This window comes from Proteus sp. G2675 (genome assembly GCF_963886535.1).
Classification (GTDB): domain Bacteria; phylum Pseudomonadota; class Gammaproteobacteria; order Enterobacterales; family Enterobacteriaceae; genus Proteus; species Proteus mirabilis.
In genome coordinates this window covers 38,106-63,037 of sequence record NZ_CAWPCB010000050.1, presented here as the reverse complement: position 1 = coordinate 63,037, position 24,932 = coordinate 38,106, and the positions used below count along the sequence as shown (strand labels likewise).

Genomic DNA, 24,932 nt, shown 5'->3' with positions numbered 1-24,932 from the left:
ATTATTTAGCGAGTTTTGCGAGAATGACCTCAATAATATCATTAATAGATAATCCAGCATCAACAATAATATCTGCGCATTGCATATATAAAGGCTCACGCTTAATTAAAACATCGTGTATTTCTGAAACTAATGTTTTTCCCGTCAAGCTAGGTCTTTGTGCCTCATTAGGATCTTGAGATAAACGCTCAACTAAAGTTTCAAGTGAAGCTTGTAAATAAACAATTACACCTGAATTTTTCATATAAACACGATTTTTTTCTGCCAACACTATCCCTCCCCCCGTTGAAATAACTTGGTTAGGTTGGCTAACTTGAATAAGCGCACCTGATTCAAGTTGGCGAAAGACATCCCAACCTTCCGCTTCAACCATAGAAGAAATAGTTTGTTGATATTTATCTGTTATCCAATTATCTGTATCAATAAATTGATAATCTAAAGATAGAGAAAGCGCTTTACCTACTGTTGTTTTTCCTGCACCTCTAGGTCCTATAAGGTAAATTGTACTTTCCATAAATGCACTCTCTCCGCTGTGTTAACCTGCTAAATGGGTGTAATCTAAAATTTACAATGTGTAAAGTATTAAGTATCATACCTCACAATACAAAAAAATAAAGCCACACTTTATGAAAGTATGGCTTAGCTATTTAAGGGATTATTAGCGACGTAATGTATTGTCGCCGTAACCAATCCATTTATAGGTGGTTAGAGCATCTAATCCCATAGGGCCTCGTGCATGTAGCTTTTGTGTACTCACCGCTACTTCAGCACCTAAGCCAAACTGTCCACCATCTGTAAAACGTGTGCTAGCATTCACATATACCGCAGCAGAATCAACTTGGCGTACAAAGCGATCAGCATGACTGATAGATTGCGTTAAAATAGCATCTGAGTGCGCGGTACCATATTGGCGAATATGAGCAATTGCCGCCGTTAAATCATTAACGACTTCAACATTCAGATCCAGTGATAGCCATTCATCACAATAATCTGCTTCAGTCACATCGACGACCGTCGCACGTCCCTTTTTCAATGCAGTTATAGCGCGTTGACTGGCATGCAAAGTAACCTTTTGTGCTGCCATCGCATCACTTAATTGAGGTAAGAAACTCTCCGCAATAGCTTCATGTACCAATAACGTTTCTAACGAATTACATGCGCTTGGACGCTGTACTTTAGCATTAATAATAACATTTAATGCTTGGTCTAAATCAGCACTTTCGTCAACAAAGGTGTGACAAACACCAATCCCCCCCGTGATCACAGGAATAGTGGATTGTTCACGACATAACTTATGTAATCCTGCACCACCTCGAGGAATAAGCATATCAATATACTCATCCATTTTTAGCATTTTTGCGACTAATTCACGATCTGGCTTATCGATAGCTTGAATAGCAGCCGCAGGAATAGCGCATGTTTCTAGTGCTTGCTGGATCACCGCGACAACGGCTTGGTTAGTATGGTGAGTCTCTTTTCCGCCACGGAGAATAGCCGCATTCCCTGTTTTTAAGCATAAAGATGCTACATCTATAGTCACATTTGGACGAGCTTCGTAAATAACGCCAACAACCCCTAAAGGGACTCGGCGGCGTTCTAAACGTAAGCCACTGTCTAATAAACGACCATCTATCACTTGACCTACAGGATCTTCTAGATGACAAACTTGGCGAACATCAGCAGCGATCGCTTTTAAACGTTCTGATGTGAGTAATAAACGATCAAGCATTGCAGCATTAATATTAGACTCTCGTGCCGCAACCATATCTTTTTCATTAGCAGCAAGAATAATGGCTTCTTGCTGTTCTAATAAATCAGCGATGACTAACAGTGCCTGATTTTTTTGTTCGGTTGATAGCTGAGCTAAGTGCCAAGAAGCTTCTCGCGCCGCTTTTCCCATTTGTTCTAACATATTTATACTCCCTAGCTCACAATCATATCATCACGGTGAACCGCAACACTACCATACTCATAGCCTAAAATTTGACTAATCTCTTGCGAATGGTGCCCCGCAATTAAGCGTAGCGCATCACTATTATAATGCGCGACACCATGAGCAAGATCTTTTCCTTGCAAACTTTGAATGCGGATAACACACCCTCGAGAAAAGTCACCTTTAATTTCTTTAATACCTTTAGGTAAAAGAGAACTACCCTGCTCTTTAATCGCCTTTTCAGCCCCATTATCAACAATGATAACCCCTGCGACTGGAGCACCAAAAATCCATCGTTTACGCGTTTCAAGGGGGCTTTTTAAACCATGAAAGAGTGTTCCGACAGGTTCATTATCAATAACTTTACTGATAACATCAGGCTTAACACCGGCGGCAATAACAACGTCAATACCAGCACGCCCTGCAACAGTGGCCGCTTGTAACTTAGTTGCCATACCTCCAGTACCTAAACCAGAGACACTATCACCGGCCATTTGACGTAATTCATCGTTGATATCAAAAACTTCAGGAATAAGCTTCGCATCCGGATTGCTACGAGGATCGGCCGTATATAGACCTTCGATATCAGTAAGTAACAGGAGTTTATCAGCGCCACCTAAAATGGCAGCTAATGCCGAAAGATTGTCGTTATCCCCTACTTTTATTTCTGCAGTAGCAACGGCATCGTTTTCATTGATAACAGGAATAATCTTGTTATCTAATAATGCATGCAGTGTATCACGCGCATTCAAAAAACGTTCTCTATCTTCTATATCCGCGCGAGTTAATAACATTTGCCCAATATGAATACCATAAATAGCAAATAGCTGCTTCCATACCTGAATTAAAGCACTTTGCCCCACAGCGGCTAACAGTTGTTTAGATGCTATTGTTGCGGGCAAATCGGGGTAGTTTAAATATTCACGCCCTGCCGCTATTGCTCCCGACGTGACAATAATTATCCGGTGCCCTTTTTCGTGTTGTTTTGCACATTGGCGAACCAGCTCTACAATATGAGACTGATCCAGACGTCGTGAACCACCAGTCAGTACACTTGTCCCTAATTTAACAACCAGCGTTTGGCTGCTACTCATAACATTTACCATTTTTTGTTGATTTAAAAGATCATACACTGTTTTATCAGGAGAGAAGCGTTATGCCAACTGACATAACGCAAAATCTATGAAAAGTTGCCCTAACACAAAATTAGGGCTTAAGGGGAAGAGGAAAATTGCTCATTTTTTCATCTGGAACTAGCGTCATCTCTAATTCACTTACCGCCGCTTGTAGAAAATCATGAAAACGAATAAGTGTTTCATGTATTGATTCAATCACATCTTTTTTACTTATTACTTGATTAACCCAATCGCCATTTTTATCGAATAGGCCAACTTGGTAATAATAAATTAACTGTTCACCATTACGTTCAAGTTCCATCCACCAGCCCCAAAACTCTCGTTTTTCTGGTGTGACTTTCTTATTTACACAAACAGCTAAACAATCAAAAAAAAACTGGCTTTCTTGGCATTGTTGCTCACGGATATAAGGTCCTATTTGAGCAAAACGTTTTAATAACTTACCTCGGGTAGGGTGCAAAGATGAAGTCATAAATTCAGTCTCCTTATCACCTCTACTGTTATATAATCTATTATAATTAGCAAGTTATTGTTTGAAATTATTTATATTAATTTAGCATAGATCCAATCTGCGCTTTTAGTTAATGCCTGTTCAAGCCCTTTATAAAGTGGTTTTTCTTTTATTTCTACTATATCGCCATCCATAGAAGAGCGAGCAATGAGCTGCGAATCCTCTTTAGGACTAATTTCATCCCCTTTCCAATAAACACTCATCATCGGCACTGGCATACGACGACCAATCAACCCTTGGTTTTTCAGTGAATAACTACTTAACGATAGTCTGAGATTGTTTTCATCTATATTTAATAATCCTAAGCGGCTCGCCAGTACATCAAGATACATAATGGGGATTTTCTTCTGTAATTCCGCTTGAGTAAAAAAGGCATGAATTAATGGCCCTAATGCCACAACACCTTTAATCAATTTTGGATAAAGATAGGCTAAACGCACCGCAATATTGGCACCAAACCGAAATCCCATTACGCCCACTCGAGTGTGATCAATCCATGGAATATCTCCCAACTGCTGTAAAATATCGCCATGCAATTGACAGGTATTTTCGCTGAGTTTCTGCTTAACAGAATAACCGATAGATGGCATATCTACGGTTAACATCGCGATACCTTTTGGTGATAAGTAGCGCCTAAAAAAGTTAACATAATCACTTTGTAAACTATCTAACCCACCACAAAAAATGACTGTTGGATAAGGTCCTTTACACCCTTTAGGTAGATGTAAAAATCCACTGGTAGTTCCTTTACCTGTTAATTTAAACGTCAGTTTTTTTACTTCAAATGAAGAGAATTTCATGGCATTTTCAAAAGCTTTCATCGCCAATACTACCGCTTGATCAGCAAGAAAATCGCCATTAATAAATGGATAAGCAGCAATGCTATAAAGGTTTGCCGCTCGTAACCAACAATCAGCGGCTGCTTCCTCTGAGGTCTCTCGTAACGCTTTTTGTTGCCAAATCATTGCTTGATGAGACCATTCAAATGACCAGTTGCCACGTCGATAACCAACGACTGTATCAATAAATTTATCATCACTGCGTGGCGCATCAAAAATAGCAATGCGACTTAATACTTCTTCGATCTCTATGGGGGAAATACCTCGCCAGATCCACTGTAGACGTTGAATTGTGCGATACCAATTTTGCTGGCTCATCCCATTAAGTACAGAGTACGAATCAATATTAGATTTAGGGTGTGTGTACTGTATTAACGTTGAGGTTTCCGCATGTTTAGCACGAGGTTTAAATAACGTTTCAGAAAGATTTGTATTATTTGCCATATCACTCTTCAAATCAGTGTGTATCGTATAATGAGGCTCAAAATTCTGCTCATATCATAACATGGATTTCACTTCTACAGTGGAATAGCAGATCAACATCAGCACGAAGAGATAGGAAAAGCGTAAGATCATCAAAAATAAAGCCGATATAAAAAATCCTCGCATAGGAACTGGGGTCAGTTCAATAAACGAGGATTTTATCAATATATTTGGATTAATTGATTAAGATAAATTATTTTTTATCACAAACAGGGGGAACAAACATAACGCCCATATCCCAAGGTTGTTCAATCCAGGTATTTTGTGGAATATCAACCACAAAATCATCAACTAACGGACGCCCTTCTGGCTTAGCAAAGATAGTGACAAAATGTGCTTTCGGATACATTTCACGGATAACTTTTGCGGTGCCACCTGTATCAACTAAATCGTCAACAACGATAAAACCTTCACCATCACCTTCTGCTTTTTTTAAGATTTTGAGGTCACGTTGATGGTCATGATCATAGCTAGAAATACAGACAGTATCCACATGGCGGATACCCAATTCACGAGCAAGTAATGCGGCAGGAACTAATCCACCACGACTGACGGCAATAATGCCTGTCCATTGTTCGACTGGTAACAAACGTTGTGCCAATTGACGGGCATGTATTTGCAACATATCCCACGTTACAACATATTTTTCGCTCATAATATTGTGATCCTAGCTACTTGAAATTCGAGAGAAGCTTTTTTGCGGAAAAAAGGTTGCGCGAGATTATAGTGATTTGAGCGTTCAAAAACCAGAGAAAACATAAAAATGGTCGAGATAATCCTCATTTTTCCTGATATGTGTTTTTTTTGTCTAAAAAATACGCAATAAAAAAGCGAACACCAACACAGAAATCCAAATTATTAGATAGATACGTAAGAGAATGACGCATTCATCAAAAGAAAGTGATATTCTCAATTATATTTGGCGAATAACGCTCAGAATAATAAAGCTAACCCTTAAGAAAGCGGTAGGCTATTCATAACACAGATGCTGTTAGAGGAGATCCATCGTGTCTGAACTATCTACTCTATCCCCACAACCATTATGGGATATTTTTGCAAAAATTTGTTCAATTCCACACCCTTCATACCATGAAGAAGCCTTAGCGTCCCACATTATGGCTTGGGCGACAGAAAAAGGTTTATCTGTAGAGCGCGATGCGGTAGGAAATATTTTAATCCGTAAACCTGCCACCAAAGGTATGGAAGATCGTAAAACAGTCGTTTTACAAGCGCACTTAGATATGGTGCCACAAAAAAATAACGATACCGAACACGACTTTACCAAAGATCCTATCCAACCTTATATTGATGGTGAATGGGTAAAAGCGAAAGGCACCACATTAGGTGCAGATAATGGTGTTGGTATGGCTTCTGCACTTGCTGTATTAGCTGACGATACTGTTAAACATGGCCCCTTAGAAGTATTGTTAACCATGACAGAAGAAACTGGAATGGATGGTGCTTTTGGACTACAGCCTGGTTGGTTACAAGCAGATATTCTGATTAATACAGACTCAGAAGAAGAAGGCGAAATCTATATGGGTTGTGCCGGTGGTATTGATGTTAAAACCACGGTAGACCTCACTTATGAAGCTATTCCTGCAAACCATATCGTCAAAAAACTGGTACTAAAAGGCCTAAATGGTGGCCACTCAGGTGGTGATATTCATTTAGGTTTAGGTAATGCAAACAAATTATTAGCGCGTTTCCTTGCTGAACATGCGGATGAATTAGCACTAAAATTAATTGATTTCCATGGTGGTACACTGCGTAATGCTATCCCTCGTGAAGCGCATATTATTTTTGCTATTCCTGCGGATAAAGCGACTCAATTAAATAGCATTACCACAGAATTTGAAGCGCTATTAAAAAGTGAATTAGCCATTGCTGAAAAAAATCTAGCTATCGAATTAACAGATACTAGCACCGAAAAACCAGTATTTACTGCTGATTGTCAATCTCGCACTATCAATTTACTTAATGCCATGCCAAATGGTGTTATCCGCATGAGTGATGATGTGGAAGGTGTGGTTGAAACCTCATTAAACGTCGGTGTAGTGAGTATTGTTGACGATAAAGTAGAAATCCTATGTTTAATTCGCTCTCTGATTGATAGCGGTAAAACTTATGTTGTTAGCATGCTGACAGCATTAGCCAAACTTGCTCAAGCAGATATCGAAACCAAAGGTGGTTATCCTGGCTGGAAACCTGATGCGGATTCACCGGTTATGCACTTAGTACGTGACACTTATCAACAACTATTTGATAAAGTGCCAAATATTATGGTGATCCATGCAGGTCTTGAGTGCGGTCTATTTAAAAAACCTTATCCAGATATGGATATGGTCTCTATTGGGCCAACTATTCGCGGTGCACACTCACCGGATGAGCGAGTACACATTAAGAGTGTAGGTCAATACTGGCAATTACTGACTGCTATTTTAAAAGCGATCCCAGCTAAATAATTCTACTTAAAAATAGTTATCAAACCCGCTTAATAAGCGGGTTTTTTGTTATTTTATCTCCCTATAACTTATTCCCAACCCACCTTATAAAAGCCAATTCTTATACTATTTTGTAATAAAAAATTAATACTAATAAAAATAATTTATAGAATAATAATAATTATCATTAGTATTAATATTTACATAATGGTATTTTCACCATTACCGCATTTTAGGTAAAGAAAAATTAAAAATTTAAAGGGATCAACAGTGTCTAAAAAAATTATTGCTACCAACCTATTACTTGCTCTCCCCTTCAGTCTGTTATCGTTACAAATTCATGCCGCAATGACACAAAATTCACCTGATAAAATCATTGTTACCGCATCCCCCTCACAAGATCCGCAAGGACCAATTTCAGGTTTAGTGGCAACAAAAACACTATCAACAAATAAAATACTTAGTGATATAGATAAGACACCACAATCAATCAGTGTCATTACACGTGACCAGATGGATGCGCAAGATGTCAGTTCTGTCTCTCAAGCATTGCGGTATACACCTGGCGTTTTCACTGAATATCGCGGCAGTTCAAACCGAAATGATGAAATCTTTATTCGTGGATATAGCTATGCCCCCCGTTTTCTTGATGGACTTAGTTATGGTATGGGAGCCTCATCTTCTACAGGAGCTATTGACCCTTGGCTATTAGAGAGAGTTGAGCTGATCCGTGGCCCGTCTTCTGTTCTATATGGTCAATTAAATCCAGGTGGTCTTGTGGCAATGACCAGCAAAAGACCCTCTTCAACAACCATTAATCATATTCAAGCACGTGTAGGAAATGATAAATTAGCAGAGACAGCTTTTGATTTTGCAGGCTCATTAAGTGATGATAATCGTATTCTCTATCGCCTTAATGGATTAGCAAAAACACAACATACTCAAATTAAAGACTATAAAGAAGAACGATTTGCCCTTGCCCCTGCCATCACTTTTTTGCCAAATGAGCAGACACGTTTAACGTTATTAAGTTTTATTCAACAAGAGCCCGAAGCGGGATACCGTAATTTTTTGCCAGCTTATGGTACGGTCAAAAAAACACCCGAAGGCACCATTCCATTTGATTTCAATGTAAATAATGCTGATTATCACCAATCATGGCGCCAACAATATGGCGTTGGTTATGAATTTGAACATGAATTTAATGATAGATTAAAATTGATCCAAAATGCCCGTTATAGCCATATCAAACAAAAATATAAATATCTTGTTTTTGGTTCATTAAGAAAAGATAACCCTTATATTCTTGAGCGCCGAGCTCAACAGGAAAAACGAGAAACAGATACATTTGGTATTGATACTCGACTACAAGCTGATTTTGATACTGAAAAATTAGCGCATACAGTAATTATAGGTATTGATTATCAATGGAGTAAAAATAAAGACAATTTATTGCAAGCGATGGGCCCAGAATATGATCTGGATTGGCGAAATCCTAATTATCATTATCCTATTGATATCAGTTTACAAAAACCGGTGACAAATCAATTACAAAAACACGACCAGTTAGGGATCTATTTGCAAGATCAGATCCAATGGAAAAACTGGATCTTATTAGGGGGATTACGCCAAGATTGGGCGCAAGTTCGTACCTATGATCACATCAAAAGCAGCAAAGACCAACAAGACGACCAGAAGCTAACCGGTCGAGTGGGTCTACTCTATGCCTTTGATAATGGTATTTCACCTTATATTAGTTATAGCACCTCTTTTGAACCTAATTTACAGACACGAAGAGCTCCGGGTAGTGCACCATTTGAGCCAAGTGAAGGACGTCAATTAGAAGCAGGAATAAAATACCTCACCCCAAATGAACAGACATTAGCAACACTCTCTATTTACCAATTACAACAACGTAATGTGACTAACTATAACGCTGAAAAAGCCTATTTTGAGCCAGTAGGTGAAATTAGAAGCCGTGGTATTGAAGCGCAAATTAATAGCCAATTAACTGAAAATATATCATTTATTAGTAGCTATGCTTATACCGATACTGAAGTGAGAAAAACCATCACCGCAGGTACACAAGGAAAAGAATTACCACGGGTTCCTAAACATATGGCATCATTTTGGGGGCAGTATGATGAAACATCAGGGCTATTTAATGGTGCTAAAGCGGGCTTTGGTGTGAGATATATCGGTGTATCTCAAGGTGACACTAAAAATACGATTAGTGTACCTGCAGTCACTTTGTATGATGCCATGGTAGGTTATTCTTTAGGCGAGTTATCCTCCTCTTTAAAAGGGGCTGAAGTTCAACTAAATATGAATAATATTGCCAACAAACACTATGTTGCCTCTTGTGCGGGTGAAACTGCCTGTTTTTATGGCATTGGCAGAACCATGACAGCAACGATAAATTACCGCTGGTGATCATCTATTAATTAAAAAGTATATTTAAATACATTAACCATAGTGCGCCTTGATGCTCGCTATGGTTTTTTAATACTTATAATGCTAAAAGAAGTTGTCGTTCCATTTGTGGATCTTGCAACGTAACATGAAAACCGACTAATCTTACTCCCCTGCCATTTCGACGTTCATGCCATGCCTGATAAGCAATATCAATTAAATCCGTTTTTTCTAAAATAGGATGAGAATGCTCTTGGGTGGTTAACTGGAAATCATCAAATTTTAATTTAACCCCTTGTCTCGCAATTCTAAGATCAGGTTTCACTCGGCTTAATCGTTTTTCTAATTCATCATATAATCCATCAAGCAATGCTAAACACTCATCCCATGAATCAATATCTTCAGCTAGTGTGCGCTCAACACCAACAGATTTTCTTAAACGTTCAGGATTGATTAATCGCTCATCAATACCATGGCTACGCTCCCATAAGCTTTGCCCAAATTTACCTAGATTTCTCACTAAGGAAATAACATCCGTACCACGAACATCAGCACAGGTTTCTAATCCCATCTCTTGTAATCGAGCAAAGGTGACTTTTCCTACTCCCGGAATTTTATTTAATGGTAATTTTAAAATAAAGTCATCCATCTGTTCAGGGGTGATCACATATTGTCCATTCGGTTTATTTAAATCAGATGCTATTTTGGCGAGAAACTTAATCGGCGCAATACCGGCGGAAGCCGTGAGGTTAAGTTCAGCAAAAATTTGCTGGCGGATCTGTTGCGCTATCAATGTGGCAGAGCCGTGACAGTGTTTGCTATCAGACACATCAAGATAAGCTTCATCTAATGAAAGCGGCTCTATTAAATCTGTATAACGGGCAAATATTTGACGAATTTTAGCTGAAGTCTCTTTATATAATGCCATGCGACCGGGCAATACTTTTAAATGAGGGCATAATTTTAATGCCGTAGCCGTTGACATGGCACTACGGACACCAAAACGGCGAGCAGGATAATTAGCAGTACAGATAACACCTCGACGAGAAGCATTACCACCGACTGCAATAGGGATCTCTTTTAATGTAGGGTTATCTCTCATTTCAATCGCAGCATAGAAACAATCCATATCGACATGAATAATTTTCCGCATACAATCACCTCACGCTATTTACTGTTTAAATATACAGTAAATAGCCATTAACTACAATTTTTATTCCCTGATCTATACCTATTTTAAGTGATATTAGTGATTATTATTTTAATTAAGTACGTTTGTTTATAGAAATGTCACACAGTAATGATAGATTACTTTTAACTTATTCTGCTCTTTTTATTTTTATCGTAATTATTTGAAAATCAAATATAAAACAAGGAAATAGAGTTATATGATCAAAATATTTATTGCAATTTCATTCCTCTTTTACTCAGTATTTGTTATGGCTTCTCCTAAAATTATTGCACACAGAGGTGGCACAGCGGATGCACCTGAAAATACCGAAATTGCTATCAAAACAGCACTAAGCAATCAAGCTGATGCAATTTGGATAACCGTTCAACTGTCTAAAGATAATGTCCCTGTTCTTTATCGTCCAAGTGATCTAAAAAGCCTCACTAACGGGCAAGGGGCAATTTCAACCTTTACCGCCAAAGAATTGGCGCAATGGGATGCAGGATATAAATATGGGGAAGCACAACAATTTCCATATCGCAATAAAGGAGTTACTATCCCGACATTGGAGTATATTCTGACTCAATTTCCTAAAACACAATTCTATATTGACTTAAAATCACCTGATGCCGATCCCGTTATACAAGGCAAAGCATTAGCTTCGGTATTAAGCAAACATAATGCGTTAGAAAGAACGCGTGTTTATTCTACCAATAGTGCTTTTTTAGATGCGTTACCTGATAACGTACAACGCTTTGAAAGTCGTGATGTTACCCGCGATATCTTAGCCAATATTACTATGGGGCATATCTGTTTACTGCCAGAAAATCTTGATATCACACGTTGGTATGGCCTTGAACTGCACAGAAAAGTTGAGGTGGTTGAAAAATATACCTTAGGTGAAGCTCGTTCAGCGGCTGTATTAAGTTGGGACAAAGATGCGATGTCTTGTTTTCGTGCGGGGGGTAATGCGCATATCGTTTTATTCGGTATCAATACTGAGAAAGATTATTTGCAAGCAGTAGAATTAGGTGCTGATGCAGTTATGGTTGATTCTCCAGCTAAAATAAAAGCATTCAGAAAAGAGTAAACATCGTTGCGACATTGGCGCTTTTTTACCTTACTACATTTCTCTTCTACACTTAATAGTGTCAATAAACAGAAATAAGTTAGGTGGAATAAGATGTTAAATAATAAAGCTTCTGGTGACTGGAATTTATTTAAAGGAAAAGTGAAAGAAAAATGGGGAAAACTCACCCATGATGAACTGGATATTATTGAAGGAACCAGAGAGCAACTGATAGGGAAACTCCAAGAGCATTATGGCTATTCTTATGATGAAGCGAAAAAAGAAGTATTAGAGTGGGAAGGCAGTAACCCTTATCCTTGGAAGTAGCAGCGACTTAATCACGCTATTAAAAAGCTTAATATCCTTATCTGAAAGCGATTTTTCTAAACAAAAAAGAGTGGCGTATAAAATATACGTCACTCTTTTATTTTAGCTATTACTTGATAAATCCATCGTTAGCAAAAAAATGCATCGATAACCAAATTATAAGATGCGGTTTTTCTGCAATAGCTCTTGGCGAGCAGCTTCTTTCGCCATTCTTTTTTTACGAGCATCACAAGGTTCAGGACAATCACACTCTTTCTCAATACCAATAGAGCCTAAACCACCACAACTGCCCTGAATACTTTTACGTTTAACAATATATCCTAAAGCCATTCCAAAGAATGCCAGTAAGAACAAGATGAAGGCAAAAAGAAATATTTTTAACATAACCTTCTCTCCTTAAATTCTACTTTTTCAAGAATGGGGCGAATGCCTTACTATAACGCTCTTCAAACCCATTTTCAGTTTTAACTATCATAAAAACAGGAATATTTAATTTATTTGCTACCTCTAAGCCCTTTTCAGGCCCCAGAACATTTAGCCCTGTTGATAGACCATCAGCACTCATACAAGTAGGTACAATTACGGTAATAGAAGCAAGGTTATGTTTGATTGGGCGACCTGTTGTAGGATCAATCGTATGAGAAAAACGAACGCCATCTTCTTCAAAATAGTTACGATAATCCCCCGATGTCGCAATCGAATTATCACCCGGTTCAATAATTAATTGTACGCTCTGTGTGGTGCCATCATTAGCAGGTTTTTCAATCGCAATGCGCCAAGGTTTATCATTACCATTAACACCTTGTGTTCTCACCTCACCACCAATATCAACCATATAGTTGGTAATATTTTGAGAAATCAAATATTCGGCAACAGCATCAACACCGTAACCTTTAGCAATAGAAGAGAGATCAACATAAAGCTCAGGTATTTTTTTAATTAATGTATTACCTTCCACTGCAAGGTAATCAATTCCCGTCCATTTTTTACGTTTAGCTAGTTCATCGGCTGAAGGTTGATGAGTAAAACGTCCTTCAGGGCCAAATCCCCATAAATTGACTAAAGGCCCAACAGTAACATCTAAAGCCCCATCCGTAATTTTATTAATACGTATCGCTTCACTAACGACTTTAGCAGTAGCGGGTGAAACTGGGAATGGCGTATTAATTTCACGACTTTGATTGAAACGACTTAATTCAGATTGAGGACGATACGTTGACATTTGATCGTTCACTTCTTCAAGAATACGATCGATTTCTGTTTGTAAGACGCTTTGTGAAGGTGAATCACTACTAGGAACATATTTAATTGAATAGTAAGTTCCCATCGTTTCGCCTTCTAACACCTGCTGTTTTTCACCACAGGCTGATAAGAAAACCAGTGCACATAGCATCAAGATCCCATGCATCATCTTTCTTTTTAACATATATCTCTCTTCTGATCATGAGCGCCCACATTAGTGGGCGCTTGTCATTTCATACTGTTATGCTTTATCTACTTTATGTGAAAAATCAACCACCAAAGTCATCCAGCATAATATTTTCATCTTCTACGCCTAAATCTTTAAGCATTTTGATCACCGCAGCATTCATCACTGGTGGTCCACACATATAGAATTCACAATCTTCTGGTGCTGGATGATCTTTAAGGTAGTTTTCATAGAGCACATTGTGAATAAAGCCGGTGTAACCCGTCCAATTATCTTCCGGTAATGCATCTGACAGCGCAACATGCCAAGTAAAGTTTTCATTCTCTTTAGCCAGCATATCAAAATCTTCTGTATAGAACATTTCACGCACAGAACGAGCACCATACCAGAAGCTAATTTTACGTTTAGAATGTAAGCGTTTTAGCTGATCAAAAATATGTGAACGCATCGGTGCCATACCAGCACCACCACCAATGAAGATCATTTCCGCATCAGTTTCTTTTGCGAAGAATTCACCAAACGGCCCTGAAATTGTCACTTTATCACCCGGTTTTAATGACCAAATATAAGATGACATAATTCCCGGTGGCACATCAGGATTACGTGGTGGCGGTGTCGCAATACGCACGTTTAACATGATAATGCCATGCTCTTCAGGGTAGTTCGCCATGGAGTATGCACGCACTGTGGTCTCTTTAACTTCAGAAACATAGCGGAATAAATTAAATTTATCCCAATCTTCACGATACTCTTCAGGAACATCAAAATCTTCATAGCGCACTGTGTGAGGAGGACATTCAATCTGAATAAAGCCCCCAGCACGGAAAGGTACCACTTCACCTTCAGGAATTTTTAATACCAACTCTTTAATAAACGTGGCTTTGTTATCATTTGAGATAACTTCACATTCCCATTTTTTAATCCCGAAGATCTCTTCCGGTAGCTCTAATTTCAGATTATTTTTAACATTAACCTGACAAGCTAAACGGCAACCTTCTTTAGCTTCACGCTTATTAATATGAGAAAGCTCAGTAGGAAGAATATCTCCACCACCTTCAAGTACTTTTACGCGGCATTGACCACAAGAGCCACCACCACCACATGCAGATGAGATAAAAATACCTTCGTTTGATAATACGTTGAGTAATTTATCACCGGCTGGCGCATGGAAACTTTTTTCAGGATCTCCATTCACCTCAACTTCAATATCCCCTGTATTGACTAACTTTGATTTTGCAAACAAAATCAATGCAGTTAGCACCAATACAATCAGGGTAAACATCGCAACACCTAGAATAATTATATCCATGAGTTCTTCTCACCCTTTATAGCTGAACACCAGAGAAGGACATGAAACCTAATGCCATCAACCCTGTGGTGACAAAAGTAACTCCTAATCCCTTCATACCTGACGGTACATCCGCGTATTTCATTTTTTCGCGAATAGAAGCCAGTAATACGATAGCTAACATCCAGCCAATTCCAGAGCCGAAACCATATACAATAGATTCACTAAAGTTATAGTCACGTTGTGCCATAAAGGACACACCACCAAAAATAGCGCAGTTAACAGTGATCAGTGGCAAGAAGATCCCCAATGCGTTATATAGCGAAGGGAAGTAGCGATCTAAAATCATCTCGAGGATCTGTACCAGAGCCGCAATCACACCAATGAAAGTAATAAAGTTTAAGAAACTTAAATCAACACCTTCCATTAATGCATTTGCGCGTAGTACATAGTTGTAAACCAAGTTATTCAAAGGTACAGAAAGCCCCAGAACAACGGTTACCGCAATACCTAATCCAAATGCTGTTTTTACATTTTTAGATACCGCAAGGAAAGTACACATCCCTAAGAAGAACGCCAGTGCCATATTTTCAATAAAAACAGCACGAACAAATAAGCTTATATAATGTTCCATGGCAATTAGTCCTCTTCAACCTGTGCAGGTTTTAATGTACGTAATCCCCAAATTAGCAAGCCAATAATAAAGAAAGCACTTGGCGCTAATAGGAATAAGCCATTAGGTTGATACCAACCGCCGTTTTGGATAGATTCCATCACCGTAATGCCAAATAATTTACCTGAACCAAATAGCTCACGTAAAAATCCAACAAGGATCAAGATAACTCCATATCCTAGGCCATTACCGATACCATCCATAAAGCTTTCGATAGGTGGTGACTTCATCGCATAGGCTTCAGCGCGTCCCATCACGATACAGTTAGTAATGATAAGACCAACGAAAACAGAAAGCTGTTTAGATATTTCATAAGCGTACGCTTGTAAAACTTGGTCTACCACAATTACTAATGAAGCAATGATCGCCATTTGCACAATAATACGTACACTGCTGGGGATATAGTTGCGGATCAGTGAAATAAAGAAGTTTGAGAATGCCGTCACTAATGTTACCGCAATGGTCATTACTAATGCCGTCTCAAGCTTGGTTGTTACTGCTAATGCAGAACAGACCCCTAATACCTGTAAGGCAATCGGGTTATTATCTAACAACGGCCCGAGTAAAACGCGTTTGATCTCTTTTGTATCAGCCATTGATCTCTCCTTCACGAACTTTTTTCAGGAATGGGCCGAAACCTTTATCACCTAACCAAAAATCGAACATATGTTGAACGCCGTTAGAGGTTAAGGTTGCACCTGAAAGGCCATCAATACCATAAGGACTATCTGATGCCCCGCCACGTACGATTTTAATAGCAGGCACACCTTCTTCATTCAGTAAGCGTTTACCTTTCCACTGTGCCTTCCATTGCGGATTATCAACTTCTCCACCTAGCCCCGGCGTTTCACCATGAGAATAATAGGTAATCCCCTTCGCTGTTACACCATCAATATCTACCGCAACAAAGGCATACATGACCGACCATAGGCCTGAACCATAGACGGGCAGTACCACTTCTTGGGTTTTACCTTGATCATCAAGAACAAAGTAAACTTCTGCGGTATTGGCGCGACGACGAATTTTTGCAATATCTTCTTCAGGTGATAGTGCGATAGAGGTTTCATCGCTACGTAGTTCGCTATTTAAATCAAAGTCGCCTTTACTGTCTGTCAATTCGCCAGTTTTGAAGTTTACAATCTTAGCTTTAATGCGTGTATCGTAAACTTTGAGTACTTCACTGGCGCTCATCTTAGGCACCAATAAACCAGCAACATCTAGAATATTACGTTGTTTATCCAGTAGCTTTTGCTCTTCTTGCTTAGATTTAAGTCCAACAGCAGAGCCAGCCACTACCACGGAACAAACAAGACATAGAATAAATACAACGAGGAACGTTCTTCCGACGCTATCTTTGTTTTTTTCTTTAGCCACGAGCTTTTCTCCGCTTAATATTCGCCTGAACAACCACATAGTCAAACAGCGGTGCAAATAAGTTGGCGAATAAGATTGCTAGCATCATTCCTTCTGGGTAAGCCGGATTGACGACACGGATTAGCACAGCCATTACGCCAATTAAAATACCGTAAGCCCATTTGCCTTTATCAGTGAATGAAGCTGATACCGGATCGGTTGCCATAAACATCATACCAAATGCAAAGCCACCTAATACGAGGTGCCAGTGCCAAGGCATTGAGAATAATGGATTAGAGTCAGAACCAATCAAGTTAAACAGATATGACATTGCAATCATACCCACCATCACACCGGCAACAATGCGCCATGATGCGATACGAGCAAATAAAATGATTGCGCCGCCAATTAGGATCATCAGTGTTGAGACTTCACCAATAGAACCAGGGATATTTCCAAGGAATGCATCCATCCAAGAAATAGGCTGCTGAGTGACATTATTTAACAATGCACTTTGACCAGAAACAGACCATTGAGAGAGAGGAGTTGCACCAGAGAAACCATCAGCGGCAGTCCAAACAAGATCACCTGAAATTTGTGCCGGATAAGCAAAGAAGAGGAAAGCACGCCCTGCTAATGCGGGGTTTAAGAAGTTACGTCCTGTTCCACCAAAAATCTCTTTTGCAATTACGACACCAAAGGTGATACCTAAAGCAGCCTGCCATAATGGTAATGTGGGCGGCACAATTAACGCAAACAGAATAGAAGTAACAAAGAAACCTTCGTTAATTTCATGTCCGCGAATAAGGGAAAATAACACTTCCCAGAAACCACCTACCGCAAATACAACAAGATAGATAGGTAAAAAGTAAGTTGCCCCAAGGAGCATTTTACTTCCCCACCCAGCATCTGGTGTCAATGATGCACCTAAATACTGTGCAAGTGCATAGTGCCAATCAGAAGCAATCACTTGCTGTAACTCAGCACCACTATACAACTGATTAAGAGCAGGGATCGCTTGTTGACCAACGTTATACATTCCCCAGAACATCGCTGGGAAAACAGATAACCAAACAAGGATCATCATACGTTTTAGATCGATGGTATCGCGTACATGCGAACCATTACGTGTCACCGTACCCGGCGTATAAAAAACCGTTGTGACCGCTTCATAGAGTACATACCACTTGGCGTATTTACCACCGGGCTCAAAATGGTGCTCTACTTTTTCAAATAAATTTTTCAACCCCATGAGTTACCCTTCCTGCTCAATTTTGGTCAATACTTGGCGCAGTGCTGGGCCATACTCATATTTGCTTGGACAAACATAAGTACATAATCCCAAATCTTCTTCGTCCAATTCCAAACAACCTAATGCTTGAGCACTGTCAGTATCACCGACAATCAAATCACGTAACAAATGTGTTGCCATAATGTCTAATGGCATAACACGCTCATAGTTACCAATTGGCACCATTGAACGTTCACCACCATTCATTGTGGTTGTAAATGCAAAACGTTTGTTCTTTAAGAAGTGACCAATTGTGGTACGTGTAATGGAGAATTTATTAGTACCTGGATAACCCCAACCAAATAACTCTTTTTCACGACCTTCGCGTAATACAGAGACTTGGTTATGAAAACGGCCTAAATAGTGATGCGCTTCGTCCGATTTCCAACCCCATAAAATAGAGCCAGAAATAATACGATTATCACCATCGACTAATTGATCTTTCGTTAATTCATAAAGATCAGCACCTAAACAGGTACGTAATAATCGAGGGGCTTTAACTTGAGGTCCCGCTAATGCAACAACACGCTCGGTATATAAAGAGCCTGTAGTAAAGAGATACCCTATCGCAATAACATCTTGGTAGTTAAGATGCCATACCATTTTTTTCGCGCTGACTGGCTCTAAGAAATGGATATGAGTACCCACTAATCCCGCAGGATGAGGGCCAACAAATTGGTTATAGCTAATTTGTCCATCATTGAGTTTAGCCGGTGCTTTTTCACCATGACAAACATGCACCTTACCCTCTGTTAATTTACTTAAAACAATCAGACCATCGTTAAAAGCCTGCTCGTTTTGTTCAATGATCACAGTAGGATCTGCCGCTAATGGATTAGTATCCATCGCAGTGACAAAAATTGCCACCGGCGTGGTTCCTAATTTAGGGGAACGACTGTATGGACGTGTTCTTAACGCTGTCCATAAACCTGAATTTACTAGGTTTGTTTCTACCTGTTCACGGGTCAATTCTGAAAGTGATGAGCTATCATAACTGTCGAAAGTGACTTCTTCATCGCCGTCAACTTCAATAACAACGGATTGAAGTACACGGCGCTCACCGCGGTTAATGGCAACAACTTTACCACACGCAGGGCTTGTGAATATTACACCGGGGTTCTTTTTATCTTCAAAAAGAACCTGCCCTTTTTTAACATGCTCACCTTCCGAAACCATCATAGAAGGACGCATTCCGACATATTCTTCACCTAGCAAAGCTACGTGTCGAATCGCGGGTCCGTCTTCTATCACTTGGGCAGGCGCTCCTGCAATTGGGAGGTCGAGTCCTTTTTTAATTTTAATCATAAGATTTGCACAAGTTTATCAGTTAAACCCTAAGCTACAAATTCACCCCGAAAATGTAGCGACTCTGTAATAAAAACACCTTAAGGTAGTTTGATACCCTAAGTTATTTATCTCCGATAATTGTTACTATTTTCTCTTATTCTGCCGATCTGAATTTTATCATCTCAGTTTCAGCCTGTCTGACTATTCGAGTGATTTAGCTCAAGCAAATGGGAATATTATTTTGACTGAAACGTTAACAATTCGCATAAACCGAATTAAAATATCACATTTCTCGACCAACGATTAAGTTTTATACAGAATATTTTGTAATAGAAAAGAAACCATAGTAGATTTAAATTTACAAATTGATTGCTTCATTGCAATCTACAATCTAGTTTATCAACAAATTTTAAGCCTTTTTTTTGATAAAACCATGACCAGTCACGCAAAACAATTAATCATATTTTTAACAATAATATTAACCTCATTATTTGTTAACGCTGAAAATAGTTCAAAACTTCTTATCAAACCTGTTAAAAAAAGTACAGGAGAGCCCATCTATATTCAAATATTTAAAGAAGAAAACTTACTAGAACTGTATATAGAAAAACAGGATGGACAATTAGAGAAAATACGTACTTATCCCATTTGTAGCTATTCGGGAGGATTAGGTCCGAAGAAATATCAAGGTGATTTAAAAAGTCCCGAAGGCTTTTATCAAGTTAATCAAACTCAGCTTAACCCAAATAGTCGGTTTTATCGAGCAATTAACCTAGGATTTCCTAATCAATACGATCAAGAGCAAGGTTATACCGGTGATTTCTTGATGATCCACGGTGCTTGTAAATCAGTGGGTTGCTACGCAATGACCGATACTGTGATGGATGAAATCTACCAATATGCCGAACTTGCGCTGAAAAATGGCCAACAGAGCATTAATATTCATATTTTCCCTTTTAAAATGACAGCCGAAAATATGAAAAAATTCCAATACTCTGCCAATATGGATTTTTGGCAACAGTTAGCACCTGCTTACCAATATGTGGAAGAATACAAAAAGATCCCATCGATTAGTGTAAAAAACGGTCGCTATTTGGTGAATAATCGTGAGGCTATTTCTACATTAAATTTAGCTAAAAGTATCGATAGTAAATGGTTACAAAATTCGCAACCCACGATCAAATAAAACAAACTCACCAACAGGAATTTTTTGCCAAGATTCATTACCTGTTAAGGGTAATGTCGATATTACCGACACAATATCATCCGCTTTAGTGTGTTGCTGAAAATCAATTTCAATATCTTGATCCAGCAATTTGGCCTTACCAAAAGGAGCTTTACGGGTTATCCAGTGTAAATTAGTTGAACAATATGCCATAACAAACCGGCCATCGGATAACAACATATTAAACACACCTTTTTGTCGCAATTGATCAGCTAAAATAGCAATGAAACGAAAGACCGCTGGCCAATTAGATGGTGTTCTCTGGTAACGCTTTTCAAGCTGATTTAATATCCAGCAAAAGGCTTTTTCACTATCAGTCTGTCCTACCGCTCTAAAACGCCCTGTATCCAGTGATTGATAACCTTTAAGTTGTCCATTATGAGCATAAGTCCAATTTTTACCCCACAGTTCACGGGTAAAAGGATGCGTATTTTCTAAACTGACATTACCTCGATTAGCTTGGCGAATATGCGCAATGACAGCATGTGATTTAATGGGGTATTCTTGTACAAAACGAGCGACGGGTGAAACGGCACTAGCTTGTGGATCTTTAAATGTACGACATCCTAATCCTTCATAAAAGGTGATACCCCAGCCGTCTTTATGAGGGCCAGTTTTACCACCACGAGGAATGAGGCCACTTAAACTAAAATTGATATCAGTGGGTACATTTGCACTCATGCCCAACAATTCACACATCGCCCGCTCCTACTTACTCACGCTTTAATTATTCATATAAGGCAATATTACTATATCGTTATTTTTCCATTTCTTTTTCAATCAGCTGGATCAGAATATGAATAACTTTGATATGGATTTCTTGAATACGGTCGGCATAACCAAAATGAGGGACACGAATTTCAATATCTGCACTCCCTGCCATTTTTCCGCCATCTTTACCTGTTAGAGTAATAACTTTCATACCTTTTTCACGAGCGGCACTAATGGCTTTAATAATATTGCCTGAATTACCGGAAGTTGAGATCCCCAGTAATACGTCACCCTCTTTACCTACCGCTTCCACATAACGTGAAAAAACATATTCATAACCAAAGTCGTTACTCACACAAGAAATATGGCTCACATCAGAAATTGCGATAGCAGGATAACCGGGTCTATTTTCACGATAGCGCCCCGTTAATTCTTCTGCAAAATGCATGGCATCACAGTGTGATCCCCCATTACCACAGGATAAAACTTTGCCGCCTGCTTTAAATGAGTCTGCTAATAATACAGCTGCTTTTTGAATGGCTTCAATATTCGCATCATCTTGTAAAAAACGAGAGAGTGTATCTGCCGCTTCAGTTAATTCGCCACGAATAAGATCTTGGTACATAGGATTTTTACTCCAGAAAAGGGATCAAAAAATATCTATTTCTCAGTGTAACGGATCCAATGATACGAAAGAAGCACCTCTTTACCTACAAATGCTAACTTCTCTCATTTACGAATAATTTGTGAGCTACATTGTAATTAGAATGTAAAAATATTGCTAAAACTTGGTGACTGCATTAGATCTAAATAACACATAACAGGTCTGACCTCTGATGTCTTGCAAATACAGGAGTTTTATTATGACCCTACTCAGTATTGTGCTTTTCTTAGTTCTCATCGGTATACTTAGTTACCGAAAATACAGCCTTGTAGTAAGCAGTATCTTACTTATTGCTTATACTTTCGTGATGGGTTTAGCCAATATCTGGAGCTACTGGCTATTACTGCCCGTTGCATTGATATTATTACCATTCACTCTTCCTTCTATTCGCAAAGCATATATCTCAGCCCCTGCACTAAAGGCTTTCCAAAAAGTGATGCCATCTATGTCTAAGACAGAGCAAGAGGCCATTGATGCGGGAACAACATGGTGGGAAGGTGAATTATTCCGTGGAGCACCAGATTGGAAACAACTTCACAATTATCCTAAGCCACAACTTACCGCTGAAGAACAAGCTTTTCTGGATGGTCCAGTTGAAGAAGTTTGTCGCATGACCAATGATTTCCAAATCACACATGAACTAGCTGATTTACCTCCTGAGATTTGGCAATATTTAAAAGACCATCGTTTCTTTGCGATGATTATCAAAAAAGAGTATGGCGGATTAGAGTTTTCTGCCTATGCACAATCTCGTGTACTGCAAAAGCTCGCGGGTGTTTCTGGTATTCTCGCCATCACTGTAGGTGTACCTAATTCATTAGGTCCAGGTGAGTTATTGCAACATTATGGTACTGATGAGCAGAAAAAACGTTACTTACCTGGTTTAGCCAAAGGTGATGAAATTCCATGCTTTGCATTAACCAGCCCTGAAGCAGGCTCTGATGCTGGCGCTATCCCCGATAGTGGTGTGGTTTGTATGGGGGAGTGGCAAGGTGAGCAAGTCCTTGGTATTCGTCTCACATGGAATAAACGCTATATTACTTTAGCACCTATAGCCACAGTATTAGGACTCGCTTTTAAACTTCGCGATCCAGACCATCTACTGAGTGATGATGAAAACCCCGGTATTACTTGTGCTTTAATTCCAACCGACGTAAAAGGGGTAGAAATTGGTCATCGCCATTTCCCACTCAATGTTCCTTTTATGAATGGTCCCACTCGTGGTAAAGATGTTTTCGTTCCTATCGATTTTATTATCGGTGGTCCAAAAATGGCAGGCCAAGGTTGGAGAATGCTGGTGGAATGTCTTTCAGTCGGTCGTGGTATCACACTGCCATCTAACTCCACTGGAGGCTTAAAAAGTGCAGCAATGGCAACAGGTGCTTACTCTCGAATTCGTCGTCAATTTAAGCTTCCTATCGGGAAGATGGAAGGAATTGAAGAGCCATTAGCGCGCCTTGCTGGTAATGCTTATCTCTTGGACGCAGCTTCAACCTTAATTACCACAGGTATTATGTTAGGAGAAAAGCCTGCCGTACTTTCTGCAATCGTAAAATATCATTGTACCCATAGAGCGCAACGCGGGATTATTGATGCAATGGATATTGTTGGTGGAAAAGGGATTTGTCTTGGCCCTTCTAACTTTGTGGCTCGCTCTTATCAAGGCTCCCCCATCGCCATTACAGTGGAAGGCGCTAATATTCTCACTCGTAGCATGATCATTTATGGACAAGGGGCTATTCGTTGCCACCCTTATGTTTTAGATGAAATTGCAGCAGCTAGAGATAACAACTTACACGACTTTGATCATGCCTTATTTGGTCACTTAGGCCATGTTGCCAGTAATACATTACGTAGCCTTTGGTTAGGTATCACTAATGGTCGCTTAAGTACCGCGCCAACAAAAGATGAAACTCGTCGTTATTACCAACAAATTAACCGGCTCAGTGCCAACATGGCGTTACTTTCTGATGTTGCCATGGGGGTTTTAGGTGGTAGTTTAAAACGTCGTGAACGTATTTCTGCAAGGCTTGGCGATATTTTAAGTCATATTTTCCTCGCCTCTGCGGTGCTAAAACGTTATGAGGATGAAGGTCGTAATACCGCTGATTTACCACTGGTACACTGGAGTATTAAAGAGTGTTTATACCAAGCAGAAAATGCCATTGATGAGCTATTACGCAATTTCCCAAATCGTTTTATTGCAGGAGCCCTGCGCGCCATTATTTTCCCTCTAGGTAAAGTGCAGAAACTGCCTTCAGATAAGTTAGATAGTAAAGTGGCTCAAATTATCCAACAACCTTCTGAAACCCGTGATCGTATTGGTAAAGGGCAATTCCTCACACCCAGTGAGCACAATCCTCATGGCTTAATGGAAGAAGCTCTGCTCGATATTTTAGCCGCAGAGCCACTGTTTGAACGTATCTGTCGACTCTATGAAAAGAAATTTAGCTTCACTCAATTAGATAAATTAGCGGATAAGGCTTTAGCTGATAAACGAGTGACTCCCGAAGAAGCAGATATCTTACGCAAAGCGGAGCAAAGCCGTTTACGTAGTATTAATGTGGATGAATTTGACTTTGATGCCTTGGCGGTGCCGGCAAAAAAGTCGTCAACTGATACAATAAAAACAGATAAAGCAGCCTAATTATGCCGTTATGTTCGTCAATAAATAGTCTGCCATTTA

At 39.3% G+C, this 24,932-nt stretch carries 23 protein-coding genes; 6 read left to right on the top strand and 17 right to left on the bottom strand.

The window, feature by feature from the left end; genetic code table 11:
* Nucleotide 1 precedes the first annotated feature (1 nt).
* The 6 genes from aroL to gpt all read right to left on the bottom strand — a co-directional run bounded on the left by aroL (nt 2) and on the right by gpt (nt 5,557).
* Nucleotides 2-514 (bottom strand): shikimate kinase AroL, encoded by a 513-nt coding sequence (gene aroL / locus AACQ49_RS16205; protein ID WP_161779172.1) that lies wholly within the window; start codon nt 512-514, stop codon nt 2-4.
* A gap of 144 nt (nt 515-658) precedes the next feature.
* On the bottom strand, nt 659-1,912 hold the full coding sequence (gene proA / locus AACQ49_RS16200; protein WP_049201001.1) for a glutamate-5-semialdehyde dehydrogenase: 1,254 nt from the start codon (nt 1,910-1,912) through the stop codon (nt 659-661).
* 11 nt (nt 1,913-1,923) lie between these two features.
* Nucleotides 1,924-3,027, bottom strand: a complete 1,104-nt coding sequence (proB, locus tag AACQ49_RS16195) for a glutamate 5-kinase (RefSeq protein WP_004247396.1) — start codon at nt 3,025-3,027, stop codon at nt 1,924-1,926.
* A 112-nt stretch (nt 3,028-3,139) separates the two neighbouring features.
* Complete coding sequence (gene crl, locus AACQ49_RS16190; protein ID WP_012367569.1) at nt 3,140-3,541, bottom strand: sigma factor-binding protein Crl; 402 nt, start codon at nt 3,539-3,541, stop codon at nt 3,140-3,142.
* A gap of 71 nt (nt 3,542-3,612) precedes the next feature.
* Nucleotides 3,613-4,863, bottom strand: coding sequence for an esterase FrsA (gene frsA, locus AACQ49_RS16185; RefSeq protein WP_004247395.1), 1,251 nt, complete (start codon nt 4,861-4,863; stop codon nt 3,613-3,615).
* A gap of 232 nt (nt 4,864-5,095) precedes the next feature.
* A complete protein-coding gene (gene gpt, locus AACQ49_RS16180; protein ID WP_004244790.1) occupies nt 5,096-5,557 on the bottom strand; it encodes a xanthine phosphoribosyltransferase in 462 nt (153 codons plus the stop codon).
* A gap of 352 nt (nt 5,558-5,909) precedes the next feature.
* Between gpt and AACQ49_RS16175 the strand changes: the two genes are divergently transcribed.
* Nucleotides 5,910-7,367, top strand: coding sequence for an aminoacyl-histidine dipeptidase (locus AACQ49_RS16175; protein ID WP_004252266.1), 1,458 nt, complete (start codon nt 5,910-5,912; stop codon nt 7,365-7,367).
* Between the two features lie 249 nt (nt 7,368-7,616).
* Nucleotides 7,617-9,779 (top strand): TonB-dependent siderophore receptor, encoded by a 2,163-nt coding sequence (locus AACQ49_RS16170; RefSeq protein WP_161779171.1) that lies wholly within the window; start codon nt 7,617-7,619, stop codon nt 9,777-9,779.
* A 76-nt stretch (nt 9,780-9,855) separates the two neighbouring features.
* Here AACQ49_RS16170 and dinB read toward each other — a convergent pair whose 3' ends face one another.
* Complete coding sequence (gene dinB, locus AACQ49_RS16165; protein WP_004244794.1) at nt 9,856-10,911, bottom strand: DNA polymerase IV; 1,056 nt, start codon at nt 10,909-10,911, stop codon at nt 9,856-9,858.
* Between the two features lie 235 nt (nt 10,912-11,146).
* On the opposite strand from dinB, the gene AACQ49_RS16160 reads away from it, so the two are divergent.
* Together AACQ49_RS16160 and AACQ49_RS16155 are read left to right on the top strand one after the other, a co-directional pair.
* Nucleotides 11,147-12,019, top strand: a complete 873-nt coding sequence (locus AACQ49_RS16160) for a glycerophosphodiester phosphodiesterase family protein (protein ID WP_004244795.1) — start codon at nt 11,147-11,149, stop codon at nt 12,017-12,019.
* Between the two features lie 93 nt (nt 12,020-12,112).
* Entirely contained in the window at nt 12,113-12,325 is a 213-nt protein-coding gene (locus AACQ49_RS16155; protein ID WP_004244796.1) for a CsbD family protein, read from the top strand.
* 156 nt (nt 12,326-12,481) lie between these two features.
* On the opposite strand, the gene nqrM is transcribed toward AACQ49_RS16155, so the two are convergent.
* The 8 genes from nqrM to AACQ49_RS16115 all read right to left on the bottom strand — a co-directional run bounded on the left by nqrM (nt 12,482) and on the right by AACQ49_RS16115 (nt 19,664).
* The gene (nqrM, locus tag AACQ49_RS16150; protein WP_004244797.1) at nt 12,482-12,709 is read right to left on the bottom strand and encodes a (Na+)-NQR maturation NqrM; all 228 of its coding nucleotides are present in this window, start codon (nt 12,707-12,709) and stop codon (nt 12,482-12,484) included.
* Between the two features lie 19 nt (nt 12,710-12,728).
* Nucleotides 12,729-13,751: an FAD:protein FMN transferase gene (locus AACQ49_RS16145; protein WP_004244798.1), complete on the bottom strand. Its 1,023-nt coding sequence runs from the start codon at nt 13,749-13,751 to the stop codon at nt 12,729-12,731.
* Nucleotides 13,752-13,836: 85 nt separating this feature from the next.
* Nucleotides 13,837-15,063: an NADH:ubiquinone reductase (Na(+)-transporting) subunit F gene (gene nqrF / locus AACQ49_RS16140; RefSeq protein WP_004244799.1), complete on the bottom strand. Its 1,227-nt coding sequence runs from the start codon at nt 15,061-15,063 to the stop codon at nt 13,837-13,839.
* A gap of 16 nt (nt 15,064-15,079) precedes the next feature.
* On the bottom strand, nt 15,080-15,676 hold the full coding sequence (nqrE, locus tag AACQ49_RS16135) for an NADH:ubiquinone reductase (Na(+)-transporting) subunit E (protein WP_004244800.1): 597 nt from the start codon (nt 15,674-15,676) through the stop codon (nt 15,080-15,082).
* A gap of 5 nt (nt 15,677-15,681) precedes the next feature.
* On the bottom strand, nt 15,682-16,311 hold the full coding sequence (locus AACQ49_RS16130) for an NADH:ubiquinone reductase (Na(+)-transporting) subunit D (RefSeq protein ID WP_004244801.1): 630 nt from the start codon (nt 16,309-16,311) through the stop codon (nt 15,682-15,684).
* Nucleotides 16,304-17,089: a Na(+)-translocating NADH-quinone reductase subunit C gene (locus AACQ49_RS16125; RefSeq protein ID WP_004244802.1), complete on the bottom strand. Its 786-nt coding sequence runs from the start codon at nt 17,087-17,089 to the stop codon at nt 16,304-16,306. Before AACQ49_RS16125 ends, AACQ49_RS16130 begins: the two co-directional genes overlap by 8 nt.
* Nucleotides 17,082-18,320, bottom strand: a complete 1,239-nt coding sequence (locus tag AACQ49_RS16120) for an NADH:ubiquinone reductase (Na(+)-transporting) subunit B (RefSeq protein WP_004244803.1) — start codon at nt 18,318-18,320, stop codon at nt 17,082-17,084. The genes AACQ49_RS16125 and AACQ49_RS16120 overlap by 8 nt, the downstream gene beginning before the upstream one ends.
* Nucleotides 18,321-18,323: 3 nt before the next feature.
* Nucleotides 18,324-19,664, bottom strand: a complete 1,341-nt coding sequence (locus tag AACQ49_RS16115; protein WP_004247390.1) for a Na(+)-translocating NADH-quinone reductase subunit A — start codon at nt 19,662-19,664, stop codon at nt 18,324-18,326.
* Nucleotides 19,665-20,079: 415 nt separating this feature from the next.
* On the opposite strand from AACQ49_RS16115, the gene AACQ49_RS16110 reads away from it, so the two are divergent.
* The gene (locus AACQ49_RS16110) at nt 20,080-20,832 is read left to right on the top strand and encodes a L,D-transpeptidase family protein (protein ID WP_161779170.1); all 753 of its coding nucleotides are present in this window, start codon (nt 20,080-20,082) and stop codon (nt 20,830-20,832) included.
* On the opposite strand, the gene AACQ49_RS16105 is transcribed toward AACQ49_RS16110, so the two are convergent.
* The gene (locus tag AACQ49_RS16105; RefSeq protein ID WP_004244806.1) at nt 20,803-21,570 is read right to left on the bottom strand and encodes a class II glutamine amidotransferase; all 768 of its coding nucleotides are present in this window, start codon (nt 21,568-21,570) and stop codon (nt 20,803-20,805) included. The two genes, AACQ49_RS16110 and AACQ49_RS16105, sit on opposite strands and share 30 nt — an antisense overlap.
* A gap of 58 nt (nt 21,571-21,628) precedes the next feature.
* Nucleotides 21,629-22,207: a D-sedoheptulose 7-phosphate isomerase gene (gene lpcA / locus AACQ49_RS16100; protein WP_004244807.1), complete on the bottom strand. Its 579-nt coding sequence runs from the start codon at nt 22,205-22,207 to the stop codon at nt 21,629-21,631.
* Between the two features lie 238 nt (nt 22,208-22,445).
* Between lpcA and fadE the strand changes: the two genes are divergently transcribed.
* Nucleotides 22,446-24,893, top strand: a complete 2,448-nt coding sequence (gene fadE, locus AACQ49_RS16095; protein ID WP_004247387.1) for an acyl-CoA dehydrogenase FadE — start codon at nt 22,446-22,448, stop codon at nt 24,891-24,893.
* Nucleotides 24,894-24,932 lie beyond the last annotated feature (39 nt).

Bases quoted from the DNA above. Each gene is read 5' to 3' on its own strand.
- aroL (WP_161779172.1), bottom strand. From the start codon at position 514: ATGGAAAGTACAATTTACCTTATAGGACCTAGAGGTGCAGGAAAAACA.
- proA (WP_049201001.1), bottom strand. From the start codon at position 1,912: ATGTTAGAACAAATGGGAAAAGCGGCGCGAGAAGCTTCTTGGCACTTA.
- proB (WP_004247396.1), bottom strand. From the start codon at position 3,027: ATGAGTAGCAGCCAAACGCTGGTTGTTAAATTAGGGACAAGTGTACTG.
- crl (WP_012367569.1), bottom strand. From the start codon at position 3,541: ATGACTTCATCTTTGCACCCTACCCGAGGTAAGTTATTAAAACGTTTT.
- frsA (WP_004247395.1), bottom strand. From the start codon at position 4,863: ATGGCAAATAATACAAATCTTTCTGAAACGTTATTTAAACCTCGTGCT.
- gpt (WP_004244790.1), bottom strand. From the start codon at position 5,557: ATGAGCGAAAAATATGTTGTAACGTGGGATATGTTGCAAATACATGCC.
- dinB (WP_004244794.1), bottom strand. From the start codon at position 10,911: ATGCGGAAAATTATTCATGTCGATATGGATTGTTTCTATGCTGCGATT.
- AACQ49_RS16160 (WP_004244795.1), top strand. From the start codon at position 11,147: ATGATCAAAATATTTATTGCAATTTCATTCCTCTTTTACTCAGTATTT.
- AACQ49_RS16155 (WP_004244796.1), top strand. From the start codon at position 12,113: ATGTTAAATAATAAAGCTTCTGGTGACTGGAATTTATTTAAAGGAAAA.
- nqrM (WP_004244797.1), bottom strand. From the start codon at position 12,709: ATGTTAAAAATATTTCTTTTTGCCTTCATCTTGTTCTTACTGGCATTC.
- AACQ49_RS16145 (WP_004244798.1), bottom strand. From the start codon at position 13,751: ATGTTAAAAAGAAAGATGATGCATGGGATCTTGATGCTATGTGCACTG.
- nqrF (WP_004244799.1), bottom strand. From the start codon at position 15,063: ATGGATATAATTATTCTAGGTGTTGCGATGTTTACCCTGATTGTATTG.
- nqrE (WP_004244800.1), bottom strand. From the start codon at position 15,676: ATGGAACATTATATAAGCTTATTTGTTCGTGCTGTTTTTATTGAAAAT.
- AACQ49_RS16130 (WP_004244801.1), bottom strand. From the start codon at position 16,311: ATGGCTGATACAAAAGAGATCAAACGCGTTTTACTCGGGCCGTTGTTA.
- AACQ49_RS16120 (WP_004244803.1), bottom strand. From the start codon at position 18,320: ATGGGGTTGAAAAATTTATTTGAAAAAGTAGAGCACCATTTTGAGCCC.
- AACQ49_RS16115 (WP_004247390.1), bottom strand. From the start codon at position 19,664: ATGATTAAAATTAAAAAAGGACTCGACCTCCCAATTGCAGGAGCGCCT.
- AACQ49_RS16110 (WP_161779170.1), top strand. From the start codon at position 20,080: ATGACCAGTCACGCAAAACAATTAATCATATTTTTAACAATAATATTA.
- AACQ49_RS16105 (WP_004244806.1), bottom strand. From the start codon at position 21,570: ATGTGTGAATTGTTGGGCATGAGTGCAAATGTACCCACTGATATCAAT.
- lpcA (WP_004244807.1), bottom strand. From the start codon at position 22,207: ATGTACCAAGATCTTATTCGTGGCGAATTAACTGAAGCGGCAGATACA.
- fadE (WP_004247387.1), top strand. From the start codon at position 22,446: ATGACCCTACTCAGTATTGTGCTTTTCTTAGTTCTCATCGGTATACTT.